Source organism: Paenibacillus sp. FSL H3-0321 (assembly GCF_038002865.1).
In the GTDB taxonomy this organism is placed as follows: domain Bacteria; phylum Bacillota; class Bacilli; order Paenibacillales; family Paenibacillaceae; genus Paenibacillus_AQ.
In genome coordinates this window covers 1504236-1520312 of the sequence record NZ_JBBODH010000001.1, presented here as the reverse complement: position 1 = coordinate 1520312, position 16077 = coordinate 1504236, and the positions used below count along the sequence as shown (strand labels likewise).

The 16077-nt window shown below is 49.2% G+C and carries 17 protein-coding genes and 1 other annotated feature; of the genes, 14 read left to right on the top strand and 3 right to left on the bottom strand.

Translation table 11 applies throughout. The features are described from left to right. The first annotated feature begins 42 nt into the window (after window positions 1-42). Window positions 43-888, top strand: a complete 846-nt coding sequence (locus MHI45_RS06765; RefSeq protein ID WP_076109876.1) for an SDR family NAD(P)-dependent oxidoreductase — start codon at window positions 43-45, stop codon at window positions 886-888. A 99-nt stretch (window positions 889-987) separates the two neighbouring features. Here MHI45_RS06765 and serA read toward each other — a convergent pair whose 3' ends face one another. Continuing rightward, window positions 988-2580, bottom strand: a complete 1593-nt coding sequence (gene serA, locus MHI45_RS06760) for a phosphoglycerate dehydrogenase (protein WP_076109875.1) — start codon at window positions 2578-2580, stop codon at window positions 988-990. Between the two features lie 238 nt (window positions 2581-2818). After that, window positions 2819-3045 (bottom strand) — a binding site (T-box leader). 114 nt (window positions 3046-3159) lie between these two features. Beyond that, complete coding sequence (locus MHI45_RS06755) at window positions 3160-4068, bottom strand: hypothetical protein (RefSeq protein ID WP_076109874.1); 909 nt, start codon at window positions 4066-4068, stop codon at window positions 3160-3162. Between the two features lie 65 nt (window positions 4069-4133). Here MHI45_RS06755 and MHI45_RS06750 point away from each other — a divergent pair, with 65 nt between their 5' ends. From MHI45_RS06750 to MHI45_RS06740, 3 genes are all read left to right on the top strand, one after another. Beyond that, window positions 4134-4727, top strand: coding sequence for a CPBP family intramembrane glutamic endopeptidase (locus MHI45_RS06750; protein ID WP_038594558.1), 594 nt, complete (start codon window positions 4134-4136; stop codon window positions 4725-4727). Then, window positions 4724-5098 carry a hypothetical protein gene (locus MHI45_RS06745; protein ID WP_076109873.1) on the top strand — a complete coding sequence of 125 codons (375 nt, stop codon included), beginning with the start codon at window positions 4724-4726 and terminating at the stop codon, window positions 5096-5098. The genes MHI45_RS06750 and MHI45_RS06745 overlap by 4 nt, the downstream gene beginning before the upstream one ends. A 62-nt stretch (window positions 5099-5160) precedes the next feature. Continuing rightward, window positions 5161-5946: a metallophosphoesterase gene (locus tag MHI45_RS06740; protein ID WP_179091703.1), complete on the top strand. Its 786-nt coding sequence runs from the start codon at window positions 5161-5163 to the stop codon at window positions 5944-5946. Between the two features lie 134 nt (window positions 5947-6080). Here MHI45_RS06740 and MHI45_RS06735 read toward each other — a convergent pair whose 3' ends face one another. After that, window positions 6081-6998, bottom strand: a complete 918-nt coding sequence (locus tag MHI45_RS06735; protein WP_076109872.1) for a polysaccharide deacetylase family protein — start codon at window positions 6996-6998, stop codon at window positions 6081-6083. An 85-nt stretch (window positions 6999-7083) separates the two neighbouring features. Here MHI45_RS06735 and MHI45_RS06730 point away from each other — a divergent pair, with 85 nt between their 5' ends. The 10 genes from MHI45_RS06730 to der all read left to right on the top strand — a co-directional run bounded on the left by MHI45_RS06730 (window position 7084) and on the right by der (window position 16074). Further along, window positions 7084-7455 (top strand): hypothetical protein, encoded by a 372-nt coding sequence (locus tag MHI45_RS06730; protein ID WP_076109871.1) that lies wholly within the window; start codon window positions 7084-7086, stop codon window positions 7453-7455. Between the two features lie 221 nt (window positions 7456-7676). Further along, window positions 7677-8291 (top strand): genetic competence negative regulator, encoded by a 615-nt coding sequence (locus MHI45_RS06725; protein WP_038594550.1) that lies wholly within the window; start codon window positions 7677-7679, stop codon window positions 8289-8291. A 99-nt stretch (window positions 8292-8390) separates the two neighbouring features. Next, a complete protein-coding gene (prsW, locus tag MHI45_RS06720; protein WP_076109870.1) occupies window positions 8391-9086 on the top strand; it encodes a glutamic-type intramembrane protease PrsW in 696 nt (231 codons plus the stop codon). 77 nt (window positions 9087-9163) lie between these two features. Next, window positions 9164-9310, top strand: a complete 147-nt coding sequence (locus MHI45_RS06715) for a hypothetical protein (RefSeq protein ID WP_179091702.1) — start codon at window positions 9164-9166, stop codon at window positions 9308-9310. A gap of 111 nt (window positions 9311-9421) precedes the next feature. Next, entirely contained in the window at window positions 9422-10780 is a 1359-nt protein-coding gene (ypeB, locus tag MHI45_RS06710) for a germination protein YpeB (RefSeq protein ID WP_076109869.1), read from the top strand. Between the two features lie 162 nt (window positions 10781-10942). Next, window positions 10943-11596 carry a flagellar brake protein gene (locus MHI45_RS06705; RefSeq protein ID WP_038594544.1) on the top strand — a complete coding sequence of 218 codons (654 nt, stop codon included), beginning with the start codon at window positions 10943-10945 and terminating at the stop codon, window positions 11594-11596. A gap of 213 nt (window positions 11597-11809) precedes the next feature. Further along, window positions 11810-12520, top strand: a complete 711-nt coding sequence (cmk, locus tag MHI45_RS06700; RefSeq protein ID WP_038594542.1) for a (d)CMP kinase — start codon at window positions 11810-11812, stop codon at window positions 12518-12520. After that, window positions 12517-13104, top strand: coding sequence for a lysophospholipid acyltransferase family protein (locus MHI45_RS06695; RefSeq protein ID WP_076109868.1), 588 nt, complete (start codon window positions 12517-12519; stop codon window positions 13102-13104). Before cmk ends, MHI45_RS06695 begins: the two co-directional genes overlap by 4 nt. 168 nt (window positions 13105-13272) lie before the next feature. Then, window positions 13273-14577: a 30S ribosomal protein S1 gene (gene rpsA / locus MHI45_RS06690; RefSeq protein ID WP_076109867.1), complete on the top strand. Its 1305-nt coding sequence runs from the start codon at window positions 13273-13275 to the stop codon at window positions 14575-14577. 171 nt (window positions 14578-14748) lie between these two features. Beyond that, window positions 14749-16074, top strand: coding sequence for a ribosome biogenesis GTPase Der (der, locus tag MHI45_RS06685; protein WP_076109866.1), 1326 nt, complete (start codon window positions 14749-14751; stop codon window positions 16072-16074). The last annotated feature ends 3 nt before the right edge of the window (window positions 16075-16077 follow it).

The window sequence follows — 16077 nt, the reverse complement described above, 5'->3', positions numbered from 1 at the left end:
ACCAATGATACTAAGATCAACAATGAAGAGAGGAGCGGTAGTATGACAAATCTGCAAGGGAAAGTGGCACTCGTTACCGGAGGAAGCAGGGGAGCCGGCAGGGGAATAGCTTTGGAGCTGGCAAAGGCAGGTGCGTATGTGTATATCACAGGCAGAAGCACGGGGCTTTCCCAAGAAGGAAGGCGTAAAGGAACGATAGACAGTGTTCTTGATGAAATCAAGGCGGTTGGAGGGCAGGGTGAAGCGATCCGCTGCGACCATACCCGGGATAGCGAAACGGAAGAAGTCATCCGGCGGATAGCGTCGGAGCAGGGCAGGCTGGATATTCTGGTCAACAATGTATGGGGCGGCAATGAGCTGTCCATCGAGAGCAAACCCTTCTGGGAGCTGCCTCTGGAACATTGGAGCCATATGTTCGATGCGGGAGTCAGAGCGCAGCTGATGACCAACTATTACGCGATTCCGCTAATGCGCAGCAACCGGCAGAGCGGTGGTATTATTATTCATACAACGTATTGGGACCACTACAAATACATTGACAACTTCTATTATGATCTGGCTAAAAATGCACTGGTTCGCATGGCCTATGGATTGTCGGTAGAACTTGCGGCAGACGGTATAGCCGTGATCCCGTTGTCGCCCGGCTGGATGCGGACTGAATTGGTGCTGGAGAGCCTCAATACAGATGAAGAGCATTGGCAGGAGGTGCCTGAGCTGCAAACCAGTGAGTCCACAGCCTATATCGGGCGGGCCGTGGTTCAGCTGGCTGCAGATCCAGAGGTAATGTCCATAACGGGAATCCCGCAGCAGGTAGGCAGCCTTGCGGTACAATACGGATTCACCGATGCTGACGGGCGGCTCGTCCCGGTCTTCAAAGTTCCGGAATAAACAAAAATCGCTCTTTTGAAATGGCTGCAGGATGCCTCCATTTTCGAAAGAGCGATTTTTTTGCTAATACCCAGAACTATAGATCATACGAATTGGCTTCTATAGCAGAACTACCTCTTCGGCGGTGTTGATTTCCGGCAAGCCAGCCAGCTTCACAAGCACATGCTGCGGCACCTCTTTATCCACGGTCAGAAGCATGATAGCTGCACCACCGACAATTTTACGTCCCACCTGCATCGAAGCGATGTTGACATCGTTTTGTCCGAGCAGAGTGCCGACGAGACCGATAATCCCCGGCTTGTCGTTGTGGGAGATTACAATTTGATGGCCTTCCGGAGCGATATCAACCGGGAATTTATTGACCTGGACAATGCGTTCACCGTAGCCCTGGAGCAACGTTCCGGCTACCAGGCGTTCTTCATCCGGTTCGGCCTTCAGCGTAACGGTGATAAGGTTAGTGAAGCCCTTAGTCTTGGAAGCCTTCGTCACGACAACATTCACATCACGCGTTTTCGCCAGATGCATGGAGTTGACGATGTTGACATCACTGCCGAAGTGGCGGGTGAACACGCCTTTTACAATATAGCGGGTCAGCGGCTGTGTATCCACATCCGAGAGATCCCCGGCATATTCAACATGAATTTCACGAATAGCGCCGTCCGTCAGCTGTGTTGCAAAGCTGCCAAGCTTCTCACCCAGTGTGAAGTAAGGCTGAAGCTTGTTCATTACGCTTGGCGCAACCGGAGGAATGTTTACAGCATTAATGAACGGCTCGTTGCGCAGAATATGCAGCACCTGCTCCGATACATCGATGGCTACATTCTCCTGGGCTTCTACGGTCGAAGCACCCAGATGCGGAGTCACGATGATTTTTGGATGGGAGAGGAACGGGTGATCCGCTTGTGGCGGCTCTTGCTCGAAAACGTCAAATGCTGCTCCAGCGACGATGCCGCTGTCGATGGCTTCAACCAATGCCATTTCGTCGATTACGCCGCCGCGGGCACAGTTGATGATGCGCATGCCTTTTTTCATCACTTCGAACTGCGGGCGGGAAATCATATGGCGGGTTTCAGGTGTCAATGGTGTGTGCACGGTCATGAAATCAGCGCCGCGGACAATGTCATCAACGGAGGCCAGCTTCACTTCGAGCTTCTCCGCACGGTCTGGAGTCAGGAACGGGTCATAAGCGAGAATGTTCATGCCGAAGGCTTTGGCCCGTTTGGCCACCTCGCTGCCGATCCGTCCCATGCCGAGAACACCCAGTGTTTTACCGCGTAGTTCTACGCCGAGGAATGTCTTTCTATCCCATACGCCGGAAATCGTTTTGGCATAGGCTTGGGGAATGTGCCGGGCGAGTGCCATCATCATGGCAAAAGCATGCTCACAGGTCGTAATCGTATTTCCGTCCGGCGCATTGATGACCACAACGCCATGCTGCGTTGCCGCCTCCAGTTTAATATTGTCGACACCGACGCCTGCGCGGCCAATGACCTTCAGGTTTGTGCCTGCGGCAATAATTTTCTCGGTAACAGTGGTTTGGCTGCGTACGAGCAGGCCGTCATATTCGCCGATGATTGCAATTAGCTCTTCTTCACTAAGTCCAGTCTTCTTGTCTACAGTCACGTCGTTTGCGTCCATCAATTGCTGAATGCCCAAATCACTGATTGGATCCGATACTAATACTTTAAACATGGTTTCTTGTCCCCCTTAAAGTGATAAAGCTTAATATGCCAAGGATGCCCTGATAAGGCAATCCACAGTACCTGAAGCATCAAAACGGGTAAAAAGCATGTCGGAATAACGGAGTAACGCGCTGTCGCATAAAAGAAAGAGAGTGTAGGAGGACGGTCTTCTGCCAATTTTGGGCCTTTTAGGCCAAAAGACGGATTCCGGGTAACAAAAAAACTCCCAACCCCATACTACTGCCGTAGTAAGGGACGAGAGTTGTCGTGGTACCACCCTAATTCACTGCAACGTTGAAGAAGCAGCCTCATTGGCCTGCAAAGGCCACACTGGTAACGGAGATGATCCGATTGCATCTACTTATAGTTCGATACAATATCTCAGGAGCGCTAAAGATATCTGTATGCCACCGGTTTGCACCATCCACCGGCTCTCTGAAGGCTTCCAGCATCCTTGTTCCATCATCGGTTTTGCTTGATTAATTTTTTCATAATGTAACATGGTGGCACCAAAAGTGTCAATAGGCTTATTACAACCTGCCTGCCTTGAAGTAGGCTTCATTTTTCGTTATGATGCAATATACTAGTCTTATTCATAGAAAAACGGAAGCTGCGGCATCGTTTCTTTGCCATAATATTGTTCCCGCCACTTCATGAAGTCCTGCTCCTGTATAGCTCCGGTAGAAATAAGCAGTGTAACAGAGGATTGGACATCCTGCAGCTTCAGGGAGCTGGCCATGCCGGAGTAGATCATGTCGTCTATTTTGGCCGTGATATCCTGCGGATCATAGCCGGCGTAAATTCCCCGGTTCAGCATCATTTCGGCAATGGAAGCATTTTTAAGCAGGAGCGGCATCTTCTTCCATTGGATGAAGGACAGCGTCTTCAGTTCACTGGGTACCGCCGGGATTTTGCTGTTGGTCTTGGAACCCCACTTCAGCATGGAATCATAGAAATCCTTCTGGGCAAGCAGCCCGAATTGCATGGCACTGGCCGTGAAGTTATCGTTCTTCAGCGCTTTGGCTGTTTCTGTGCCTGATGATCCAGCAGACACCTTGTTGGAGGCCTGGGAGAAGAGCGTCAGGCTCTTAAGTATGTTAAGCTGGGATTGATACAGGAGTGGCGAGCCACTGAAGATGGAATCCTGGTTAACCTTATCATATTGCTTGTCCGCCAGAATACTGAGATTTTTCAGTGTGGCTGCGTTCTCACGGGCATCCGTGCTGCGTGACAAACTGTCTACCTCGTTGTTCCAATTTCGCTTGAATTCACGATACGGCAAAAATACGTTATGATAGAAGGTAACAAGATCCTGCTGCTGGTAAGAGCCGGAGAATTCCTCCGATGCGCCGTCAGCTTCAATCAGGTGGGAATATTTAGCTTCTGTCTTGTCTGCACCTACTTTCACTCCCGTAAAGAAAGCGGCGAAAGCGCATATCAGGAAAAATACAAAACCTAGTGTGTATAACATTTGAGTGCGGGAGGTACGACTGTTCATAATTAGTGCTCCTTCTTCTATGGAAATTATCTTATGTAAAAACAATATAGAACAGGCAGGTTACAATGAAAAAATTCAAATTAGGTGACATAAAGATTAAAAAAGCCGATCCTCAAGCGTTAACCGACAAGCTGCTGCTGATCAATCTCTACATTACACAGGGCCTTACCTTATTTATCGGTTTGATATGGATATTATTGCAGAAAAGAAATCCGTTTGACATATTAAATTTTCCTAACAGTGTAAATTTTGTGTACTGGGGCCTTGGTTTGGCAGGAATTATGCTGATTGTGGATTTTATTCTGACTTATATTGTACCAGAAGAAAGCATGGATGACGGAGGAATTAACCAGTTGTTATTCGGCAACCGCCCTTTGTGGCATATTGTCGTCATCGCAGCGGTTGTTTCAGTTTGCGAGGAACTCCTGTTCCGCGGTGCCATTCAGCATGGACTGGGTCCCTACTGGACGAGCATTCTTTTCGCAGTTATTCATGTGCGTTATCTGCGGCACTGGATTCCGACCGGTTGGGTATTCCTCAGCAGCTACGGTCTTGGCTATATATACATCCATTCCGGAACGATTTGGGCACCGATTTTATGTCATTTCTTCATCGACCTGTTCTCAGGTCTGGTGATTCGCTACAGGAGGGTATCATGAGTGACGACTTAAGCCGGGTGAAATCCCGCCAGAAAAAAAATAAAGGCGAAGGCCAGGCTCCGGTCAAAGGTAAAAATAGAAAGCAAGCTGCCGTATCTCCCCCCAAAGAGACGGAAGTGCCTGCTCTTGTGTCCGGTACGCTGTCAAGGAAGGCCCGGCATTCCAGCACCGCAGCTAAAACCTCTGTAAAGCATGATAAAGCAGAGCAGGAGGTGGAGGATACGCCTTCCCGTGCGCAGACCTACCCTTCGGAACGTATCCGCCTGAGTAAAATCTTCGTCAACTCGTTGATCGTAATGTTTGTCATGCTGCTGGCTTCGCTCTTTTGGTGGGGATTTGAAGGAGCTCCTGAATTGAGGACTCTATGGTAACCGGCTGGGTCATAATTATTATGGCGCCCCTGCTCCTGTTGCTGGGCATAGGAGCTGCAATTATGGTATTTTCGGCATTTAAAAAGAACATTATTGCCGAGGAAATATCTCTCGGTTCACTTCCTGCGGAATTTGACGGTTACCGGATTCTGTTTATCACGGATATTCATCGCCGCCGGCTTCCCAAAAAACTGCTTGATCCCTTACGTGGAAAAGTGGATGCTGTTTTTCTGGGAGGTGACTTGACCGAGAAGGGGAGTCCCATAAACCGCCTCGTTGATAATATGGCGCTTGTGGCTTCACTTGCACCTGTGTATGCCGTTCACGGTAACCATGATTACCGGGCAAATATTTCACTGGTGGACAATATTATCCGCGGCAGCGGGGCCAGCCTGCTGATCGATGAGAATATAACACTTGAACGGGGAAATGAATGTCTGCTGCTGACCGGTGTGGATTTCCCGAAGAAAGGCGGCAAAAAAGCATATGCCCCTCTGGCTCCGGTCCCTGAGTCACTCTCTTCATGCTGCCGGATTATTTTAGTTCATGATCCGCTTTGGGTGTCCCCGCAGCCAAGCTTGCCCGCAGATCTTATTCTGGCCGGTCATACGCACGGTGGACAGGTGGTTCTGCCATTGATCAGGCAGAGGCATACAGATCCGTTCTACCAACAATATAATGCCGGAATGTACCGGCTTGAGCGGAAGGACGGCTCGGGAGCATTCGTCAAAATGCTAATCAGCCGCGGCTTCGGCACCGCTCATCTGCCGCTGCGCTGGGGCAGTCCGGCAGAAATGCATGTACTGACCCTGCGCAAAGGGCGGGAGCAGCTTGAGCAGTCAGGTTAAGAGAGCCGGATTAGCGGCTGCTGGCCTGCACTGGATCGGTTTATGTATGCAGATAAACAAGAGGTATCCTCCGCAACATGCGCTGGATACCTCTTGTTTATTGTCTTCTATATAGAACAGGGACGCAGCAATACTCAGCGCATCTTCAGCTCAATGCTGCGCGGATCTACGAAGCTGTAACCCTTGGCTTCCAGCTTCGTAAGCAGCGTATCCAATGCTTCCACGGTCCAGGGAAGCTCATGCATCAGGATGTTGCTTCCGGAATGAAGCTGGTCGGTAACATTCGTAATCAGCTTCTCCGTTTTATTGGCATCCTTTTCTTTCATTTCCCAGTCAAGTGATCCTACGGACCAGGTCATATAAAGCAGTCCGTTCTCTGCCGCCACCTTCTTGCCGACATCGCCGCCTGCTCCATGCGGGGGACGGAAGAAATGCGGGGTTTCGCCTACAACTTCCTTAACAATTTTCTGCACATCCTCGATCTGTTTCTTCACTTCGGTATAGGGTTCGTCCTTCAGCTTGATATGATCCCAGCTGTGATTACCGATAATACCGCCCCGGCTATGGATTAGCTCCAGCAGCTCGGGATGTTCTTTGACGCGGTAGCCGTTCACGAAGAAGATCGCTTTAGCCTTGTGTTTGTCCAAGGTATCCATCAGCGGATTGATCATTTCGGCTTCCTTCGGGCCATCATCGAAGGTCAGCAGGATGACTTTCTTGTTGGTGCCTTCTTCATTCGGAACAATGTCGTAATTTTTGTTCATATGGTACAGGAGCGGGATTTCTGCTGGATTTGTCTCTCCGCTTGGCTGAGCGGTCCCTCCGGTGTTTGAAGAGCCGGCTGGTGTCGCCTGAGGTGAGGCACTTGCCTCCGCAGCATCATTCCCCTGAGCGGCTAGAGCTGTAGCTGATGGCGATGCTGTTTCAGTTGCGGCCGCTGTCGGCTGAGCATTGTTGTTCACTGTCTTGCCGCTGTTGTCGCCGTTGCTGCAGGATGCCAGCAAAATGGCGGTCAGCAGCAGTGCTGATGTCGCTTTAACCACTTTTTTCATCTCGCTTTCTTGTAACTTTGCTGTATGAGTCGGAATCTTTCCGCGAACACTAAGCATGATTTTACCATACAAGGAGGTTAGAGATATGAATACTTCGTCATTTTTATGCGGAGTGGTGATGGGTGCAGCCGCCAGTATGATTATGTCCAAAAAACGCAGCGCCATGATGTCCTCCCTCGGATCAAGAGGTTCGATGCAAGGAGCCGGTGAAAAAGCGAAGGACAAAATTCTGGGCATGGCCATGACCGGATTCGGAAATACCGCCGCCGGCGGCAGCTCCCAGGACAAGGGCTCGCATGAGCCGAAGAGCAGTGCCGATCACAAGGGGGAGTCCACGGTTAAATCCAAGGAAGCCAACCTCAACATGCTGAAGGATTTCATCCGCAGCAACCCTGATGTAAAGCATGAAGTAGAGCAGATTCTCAAAGAAACACATACAGCGATACCGGGTTTGTAACCGCAAAGCAAAGTGCTAGAATCATTTTGGGGAGGATTCCATCCGCAAAATGATTCTTTTTTTATCAATAAACCGGCACAATTGGGTGATTAAATATATTTATTTACGTGCATTTATGGCAGCAAAATGATAACATACATACATAGTAACCATTTTTGGCTCATTACTCGGGACTCATCATACATTAATATCAAATGAGCTTGCAAAAGGAGGATCCTGTCATGAGAATAGAGCGATTAAGTCAAGATAAGATACGGATTTTCCTCACTTTTGACGACCTGAGCGAGCGGGGCATCCAGAAGGAAGATATGTGGCAGGAAGTTCCCAAGGTGCATGACCTTTTTACGGAAATGATGGATCAAGCGTATAGTGAACTTGGTTTTGACGCTACCGGTCCGCTTGCCGTAGAAGTGTTCGCAATGCCCGCGCAAGGTATGGTCGTTATTGTGACCCGGGGGAAATATGATCACCATCAGTACGGTGCGCCCGGAGAAGAAGAATTGCCTGAAGAGATTTATGAAATGGAAGTTACTCTTGAACAAAGCGACTCCATTGTGTATGCATTCCGCGATTTTGAGGTTCTGGTTGAAGCGGCACATGTACTCATCGGCAATATTACTTCCCAGGGGAAACTGTATTCTTATAACAATAAATGGTATCTTTACTTCGATCCGAAGGAATTTGAGGAGCCGGCATTGTCTGGACTTGTTGCCGTATTGGCAGAGTTCGGCGATTCTTCGCCGGTTACCGAGGCCGTACTGGATGAATACGGAAAGACGGTTATGGCCGAAAATGCGATCCAATTGTTGTGCACTCACTTTAAGCGCCAGGAATAACAATTGAGGAACGGCAGGACAGCGGGTGCTTTCTGCCTTCCTTCGACCATTGGAAGATAATGCAGGAGAAATGGGTTTAGTTTCAGGGGAGGTTATTCGGTGCTTTGGTTATCGGTTATTTCGTCGGCAGTGGCACCGGGACTTGCCCTGCTGACTTTTTTCTATCTGAAAGACAAGTATGATCAGGAACCGCTGCATATGGTGGTCAAGGTGTTTTTGCTTGGACTGCTGATTGTTTTTCCGGTAATGATCATTCAGAGAGGTCTTACGCTTGGGCTGGACAGTGGACCTTATGTCGATTCTTTTCTGATTTCCTCCGGGGTGGAGGAAGGGTTGAAGTGGTTTGTGCTGTACCATATGATTTACAACCATACCGAATTTGACGAGCCATATGATGGAATACTATACGCCGTGGCGATTTCGCTCGGTTTTGCAACATTAGAAAATGTAATGTACGCCTGGTACAGTCAAGCTTCAATAGGTTCAATGATTATGAGGGCGCTGCTCCCGGTGTCGGGACATGCAATGTTCGGGGTCATTATGGGCTACCACATGGGCAGGGCCAAGTTCTCGAAACCGGGCAAAGGCAGAGGAATATTGCTGGTATCTCTGCTGCTGCCTTGGCTGTGGCACGGAATCTATGATTTTATCCTCAGCACGTCGCCCAATTACTGGATTTGGTATATCGTACCTTTGATGGCCGTATTGTGGTACGGAGGAATGGGCAAGGTGGCGCGGGCCAACAACCGTTCGCCGTTTCGTTTTCTGAAGCGGGAGGAAGAGGTTAACCTGTAATAGAGATGGACACACTTAAACTTGAAGGGTAGTTCCCGTAAGCAAGGAATTCCAGAGAGGAGCGAGGTGTCTTTTTTTTGCGCGTAAAAGTTCGGATTGTCTGTAAGCAGTGCGGCGAGAGCTACATATTAAGAGGAAACAAGGAAGAGGGAGTCATCCAGACCGGCTTCAAGCAATGTCTGTGCAACAGCAGCAGCGGATTTCAGATCGAGGAATGTGGCTGAAATGCTGCTTGGAAGTATTCTCTTGATATTATCGGCCTGCCGGGTGCATAAGACTTCTCAGTTATTGTCAAACTAACGGCAATAAGCTACCGAAAGGAGTCTTGCAGCCCTATGTACAAAAGATTAAGTGCCATAATGTTCCCGCTTACCGCGCTTTTGCTGATTGGCGCACTGGTGTGGGGGTATCAGGAGAACCAGGAGAAAAATTCGATTCTGATTAAAGCGGAGAACCAGTATCAACGGGCTTTTCACGATCTCTCCTATCATGTGGAGCGGCTTCATGGAGAGCTGGGAAATACACTTGCCGTCAATTCGGCCTCTAACGGTGTGCACCGCAAAGGACTAGTCAATGTATGGCGGCTTACCAGCGAGGCGCAGAATGAGATCAACCAACTGCCGCTTACGCTGCTGCCGTTTAGCCAAACGGAGGAGTTCCTCTCCAAGATCTCCAATTTCTCTTACAAAGCTGCTGTCCGGGATTTCACCAAGAAGCCGCTGACCGAAGCTGAGATGGGAAATTTAAAGGCGCTCTATAAGAATTCGGGTGAAATCTCCAAGGATCTGCAGGAGGTACAGAACAAGGTCATCAGCAATAAGCTGCGTTGGATGGATGTCGAGTCAGCTCTTGCTACAGAAGAAAAGGCGGAAGACAATACAATTATTGATGGCTTCAAGACGGTAGACAAACGTGTGGCGGCCTATCCTGAGCTGGACTGGGGCCCCTCTGTTGCCAGTATTTATGACAAGCGTTCTGTCAAGAAGCTGGGCGGTAAACCTGTCACTGCAGCGGATATCAAAGCCAAGGCTGTAAAGTTTGCTGATAGTGGTGCTAATACCAAGGTGGATGTTAGGGAGAATGGTAAAGGAACCGAATGGGCTTCCTATACAGCTACTGTGACACCTCCAAATCACAAAGCTCCAATCAGTATGGACTTCACGGTGGAGGGCGGACTGCTGATTTCGTACAATGACAATCGCGAGGTCGGACCAGCCAAGGTATCCATGAAGCAGGCTGTCGCCAAAGCCGGGGAGTTTCTGAAGCAGAAGGGCTATGCCGGCATGACGGCAGTCAGCGCGGACAGATATGATAATTTGGGAAATTTAACTTTTGTAAGCAGCAAAGACGGTGTATTGATTTATCCTGAGAAAATGACGCTGCGCGTCGGGCTGGATACCGGAGAAACCGTTGGCTTTCAAGCCAGCGATTATGTCCGTGAGCATCAGGAGAAACGTGAAATTCCAAAACCTGAGCTGTCCCTCGCCAAGGCGAGAGAGAAGCTGAATCCGGAATTCAAGGAGCTGTACAACCGGATGGCCTGGATCGAGAATGAGGATGCCGTGGAACTGCTGACCTATGAATTTGGCGGCAAAATCAACGGTTCGCAGTATCGGATTTACCTCAATGCGGCGGATGGAAATGAAGAAGCGGTCGAAGAGATTCGCACCTCTTCGGGGGCTCAGGATAAATAAATGAAGCCTGTCTGCACGGGATAGAGGAGGGAGGGGCGGTTCCTTTAGGGGATGCCGCCTCTTTTTTTTCTTTTTGCTGTGCAATAATATTTCTAACCGGAGGGCAAACGGCCATGCTATAATCATGAAGAATTAATTACTAACTCTGTGGCGGTGACATGATTGTATCCCAAAATTAACGAATATCTATACATACAGATTGCTTCCAGCGATGCGGCTGAAGCAGAACTAGAATATAGATCCAGAATTGCAGATATGGAAGATGAGGCCTTACTGATTGAAATTCCAATGCAGGCCAGCAACGGGCGGCTGAAAAAGCTGTTTATAGGGGACGAGCTCTCTGTATATTTTCTTACCGAAGGCGGAATCAAAAATTATTTCAACACGCATGTACTCGGCTTTAAAGAGGATGTTATCCGGATGGTCCGGGTGCGCAAACCGGAAACGGATGCCATCTTCAAAATACAGCGCCGCAGCTTCTTCCGTGTAAATGCCGAGCTTGAACTGGCGGTGAAGGATTCGCTGGGCAGCCGTTTTCTGGTGCGGACCGATGATATCGGAGGAGGAGGAGCTTCTTTTCTCAGTGATCCCAAAGTAAAGGTGGAGGTGGGAGACAAACTGTTCTGTTGGCTGCTGGTCCCTTACCGAAACGGCAGCACCGAGCATGTGAACTTTGAAGGTGAGGTTGTGCGGATAAAGCAGCTGGAAAGCGGGCGTAATCTAGTCATGTTAAAGTTTGCCGCCATCACGGATTCTGAGCGTCAAAAAATAATCCGCTACTGCTTCGAACGCCAGTTTGATTTCCGCGACCGTTAATGTTAGGTCGCCTGAACGCCCGGAAAGGGCATCAAAATAGCCTTTTTTATGCTGAATTAATGCTATGCCATTTTGCACTGAGGTATAAACTGTGGTATAATTTTATAAGTCGCAGGCAATGCCTGCTTTTTTCTTGATAAGATCATCAAGTTCCTAGAGATACGTCGGTGGACGTATTTCTTAATGAAAGCGTGTTTGAGGAGGAATGCCCCGTTGGTTAGGCAGGGGACACATACTTACGACAGAATCAACGTCGCCATCGACGGACCTGCCGGGGCAGGCAAGAGCACTGTAGCCCGATTGGTAGCCCAGAAGTTGTCTTACATTTATGTTGATACGGGTGCAATGTACCGGGCCATTACCTGGGATATGCTCCGCAGAGGCATTCCGCCGGAAGATCATGAATCGGTGGATCAAAGTGTCCGCGATATGGTGATTGAGCTTATTCCGGAGCAGGACATCCAGAAGGTGCTGATCAATGGGGAGGACGTAACCCCGCATATCCGCAGTCTCCAGGTTAGCGGCCAGGTGTCGCAGTATTCGAAGATCGAGGGCGTTAGATCCAGACTCAGTCATTTGCAGCGTCAGATGGCGCTTCGCAAGGGGGTCGTAATGGATGGCCGCGATATCGGTACGACCGTGCTGCCGGATGCCGAAGTGAAGATTTTCATGACGGCAAGTGTGGAGGAACGGGCTCTCCGCCGTTACAAAGAGCTGAAGGAAACGGAAACAATAACTCTCCAGCAGCTTGAACACGATATTGCAGCCCGTGATCGTCTTGATGAAGGACGGGAGATTTCACCGCTGCGCCGTGCAGAAGATGCCATTCTTCTTGACACGACCTTTATGGATATCAGGCAAGCCGTGGAAGCCATTGTCTCCCACTGCAGATCTCATGTTGACGGGGAGAGAAATCATTCATGATTTATGCCATTTGCTGTGGGTTGCTTCGCTTGATTTATGCCATCCTGTTCCCGCTGAAGATTGTCGGGAAAGAGAATGTGCCGAAGGAGGGCGGGGTGCTGCTCTGCGCCAATCACATCAGCCTGCTTGATCCAATGACGATCGGCATTAAGCTGAACCGCCAGGTAAAGTATATGGCCAAAGCAGAGCTGTTCAAGGTTCCTGTGCTAGGCTGGCTCATTAATAAGTTGGGCGCTTTTCCGGTGAAACGTGGCGGCGTAAGCAAAGAATCCATCAAAACGGCCCTTAATACGCTTCGCGGCGGACATGTTATGGGCATCTTTCCGGAAGGGACGCGAAACTCTGATTCCGGTGTGGCTAAGAAGGGTGCAGCGAGTTTTGCGCTTCGCAGCGGTGCAGCAGTTGTTCCGGCCGCTATCGTCGGATCTTACAAACCCTTTCGCCGGATGACTGTCATTTATGGGGCTCCCATTGACCTCAGTTCGTTTGATGGAAAGGGAAGCGAGTCTCTTGAAGAAGTCACTGATGTAATTATGGGACGGATTCATGAGATGGCCAAGACCGGCAAGCCCAGTGCAAGATAAACGTTGAATCACGCCGCTTTTTGCAGATGCTGAGGAATAACGGCATAACCGCTATTTTTTGGAACATACTAACTTAAAAATGTAAGTGATATTTAGGTAATGCTTGTTTTGAACTCTGCTCTACGCGGGTTTAAATAAATGGGGTTTTGAATCGAGGAGGGTAATCACATGTCTGAAGAAACTAGAAATCAGGAAGCTGCGGCTAATGTTGAGAACAACGAAGCCGTGGAAGCAACAGAAACAGTGGAATCCGCTGTAGGTAACGAAGAAGAAGTGACAAGCCAAGAAGGTTTGGAAATCATTTCGTTGAAAAAAGGCGATACCGTGAAAGGAACAATCGTCAAAATCGAAGATAACCAAGCTTATGTAAGCATTGGATATAAATACGACGGCGTTATTCCTATTCGCGAATTGTCTTCCGTACAACTGGACAACGCTGCAGCAGCAGTAGAAGTTGGACAAGAAGTGGAATGCAAAGTTGTCAGCATCAACGACAACAAGGAAAGCCTGGTTCTCTCCAAACGTGCAATTGACAGCGAGAAATCATGGGAAGATCTGGAGAAGTATTTTGCTTCCCAGGAAGCGTTCGATGTTACTGTGGCTGACGTTGTCAAAGGCGGCCTCGTAGCTGATGTCGGCGCGCGCGGATTTATTCCGGCTTCCATGGTTGAACGTCACTTTGTAGAAGATTTCAGCGACTACAAAGGCCGCACTCTACGCGTGAAAGTGAAAGAACTGGACCGTGAGAACAGCAAGGTTATTCTTTCCGCCAAAGAAGTGCTGGAAGAAGAATTCGAAGCCAACAAATTGAAGATTATGGCTGAGCTGTCCGAAGGACAAATCATCGAAGGTACTGTGCAACGGCTGACACAATTCGGCGCATTTGTTGATGTAGGCGGCGTTGACGGATTGGTTCACGTATCCGAAATCGCTTGGAACCATGTCGAAAAACCTTCCGATGTTGTTTCCGAAGGCGACAAGGTTCGCGTAAAAGTGCTTAAGGTTGATCCTGAAAAAGGAAAAATCAGCCTCAGCATCAAAGCTGCTGCTCCAGGTCCTTGGGATTCTGCTGCCGGTAAAATCAACATTGGCGATGTAGTTACAGGCGAAGTAAAACGCCTTGTAAACTTCGGCGCATTTGTTGAACTGCTTCCAGGCGTGGAAGGCCTTGTGCATATCTCCCAAATCTCCCACAAGCACATCGGTACTCCGCATGAAGTGCTCAAAGAAGGACAAGAAGTACAAGTGAAAGTGCTTGACTTCAATCCATCCGAGAAGCGCGTCAGCCTGAGCATCAAAGAAACCGAAGAAGCTCCGGCTCCTACAGCAAGACCGGAACGCAGCAACAGCAGAGACAGAGCTCCTAAAGAAGTGCTGAACAATCCTAACGTATCGCTCAGCAACGAAGGACTCAGCTTCACGCTTGCTGAACGCTTCGGCGACAAGCTGGACAAATTCAAGGGTAACAACTAATCCTTTAGATTGTCATACCGGGTAAAGTAATCGGCGAGCCCTCGATAAGAGGGTTCGCCGATTGTGTTTTTACAGGCATGTAAGTCCAAAAGGGACAAGGTACAAGCTGGTTAGCCAATTTTATTGTTTTTTGCTATGATGAGTTACGTAAGGACGACAGGAGGAATGAATATGGCAAGACCCGTTGTGGCCATCGTAGGGAGGCCTAACGTCGGAAAATCGACGATATTTAACAGGCTGATTGGCGATAGACTGGCCATTGTAGAAGATAAACCGGGGATTACACGCGACCGGATTTATGGCGTTTCAGATTGGAACGGCAAATCCTTCAGTGTAATTGATACCGGAGGGATTGAAATTGACGGTGAAGACGCGATTCTGAAATCAATCCGTGTTCAGGCGGAGCTGGCGATTGAGGAAGCGGATGTTATCGTCTTTATGTGCGAGGCGAAAAGCGGACTGACCAATTCGGATGAAGAAGTGGCACAAATTCTTTTCCGTTCCGGCAAACCGGTTGTACTTGCAATCAATAAAGTGGACAACATGAAGCGCACGGATGATATTTATGAATTTTACACCCTGGGAATCGGCGATCCTATCGGCATCTCCGGCAGCCACGGTACCGGAATCGGCGATTTGCTGGATGCGGTAACCGAGAAGCTTCCAGAGCTAACTGAAGAGGAATACGACGAAGATGTGATTCGTGTGGCCCTGATCGGCCGGCCGAATGTAGGTAAATCTTCTTTAGTCAACGCCATTTTGGGTGAAGAACGTGTAATTGTCAGCGATGTCGCAGGGACTACACGCGATGCGATTGATACTCCTTTTGAACGGGACGGGCAGCGCTATGTTCTGATTGATACTGCGGGTATGCGCAAACGCGGCAAAGTATATGAAACCACGGAAAAATACAGTGTGATGCGCGCAATGCGGGCCATTGAGCGGGCTGATGTCGTTCTGGTGGTAATCAACGGTGAAGAAGGCATTATCGATCAGGATAAGCATATTGCCGGTTATGCTCATGATGCCGGGAAAGCTTCGATTTTTGTGGTCAACAAATGGGATGCTGTCGAGAAGGATGACAAGACGATGCAGAACTTTGAGACCAAAATCCGGGATCACTTCCTGTTCATGAGCTATGCACCTGTAGTGTTCTTGTCCGCATTAACGAAACAGCGCCTGCAGAAGCTGCTGCCGGTGGTGCAGCATGTCGCCCAGCAGCATGCTCTGCGGATTACGACGCATTTGGTCAACGATGTGGTGTCCGATGCTGTGGCCATTAATCCTCCGCCAACGGATAAAGGACGGCGCCTGCGCATCAATTATGTTACTCAGGTTGCTGTCAAGCCGCCGACGATTGTGGTATTCGTCAATGACCCGTCGCTGATGCACTTCTCCTATGAACGATACCTGGAGAACAAAATCCGCGCGGCGTTCAATTTTGAAGGAACACCAATCCGTCTATTTACACGGCGCAAATCCGAAAACGAAGGTTAGGGG

Bases quoted from the DNA above. Each gene is read 5' to 3' on its own strand.
- MHI45_RS06725 (WP_038594550.1), top strand. From the start codon at position 7,677: ATGAGAATAGAGCGATTAAGTCAAGATAAGATACGGATTTTCCTCACT.
- MHI45_RS06745 (WP_076109873.1), top strand. From the start codon at position 4,724: ATGAGTGACGACTTAAGCCGGGTGAAATCCCGCCAGAAAAAAAATAAA.
- MHI45_RS06750 (WP_038594558.1), top strand. From the start codon at position 4,134: ATGAAAAAATTCAAATTAGGTGACATAAAGATTAAAAAAGCCGATCCT.
- serA (WP_076109875.1), bottom strand. From the start codon at position 2,580: ATGTTTAAAGTATTAGTATCGGATCCAATCAGTGATTTGGGCATTCAG.
- MHI45_RS06695 (WP_076109868.1), top strand. From the start codon at position 12,517: ATGATTTATGCCATTTGCTGTGGGTTGCTTCGCTTGATTTATGCCATC.
- MHI45_RS06765 (WP_076109876.1), top strand. From the start codon at position 43: ATGACAAATCTGCAAGGGAAAGTGGCACTCGTTACCGGAGGAAGCAGG.
- MHI45_RS06735 (WP_076109872.1), bottom strand. From the start codon at position 6,998: ATGAAAAAAGTGGTTAAAGCGACATCAGCACTGCTGCTGACCGCCATT.
- ypeB (WP_076109869.1), top strand. From the start codon at position 9,422: ATGTACAAAAGATTAAGTGCCATAATGTTCCCGCTTACCGCGCTTTTG.
- MHI45_RS06730 (WP_076109871.1), top strand. From the start codon at position 7,084: ATGAATACTTCGTCATTTTTATGCGGAGTGGTGATGGGTGCAGCCGCC.
- der (WP_076109866.1), top strand. From the start codon at position 14,749: ATGGCAAGACCCGTTGTGGCCATCGTAGGGAGGCCTAACGTCGGAAAA.
- rpsA (WP_076109867.1), top strand. From the start codon at position 13,273: ATGTCTGAAGAAACTAGAAATCAGGAAGCTGCGGCTAATGTTGAGAAC.
- MHI45_RS06755 (WP_076109874.1), bottom strand. From the start codon at position 4,068: ATGAACAGTCGTACCTCCCGCACTCAAATGTTATACACACTAGGTTTT.
- MHI45_RS06740 (WP_179091703.1), top strand. From the start codon at position 5,161: ATGGTATTTTCGGCATTTAAAAAGAACATTATTGCCGAGGAAATATCT.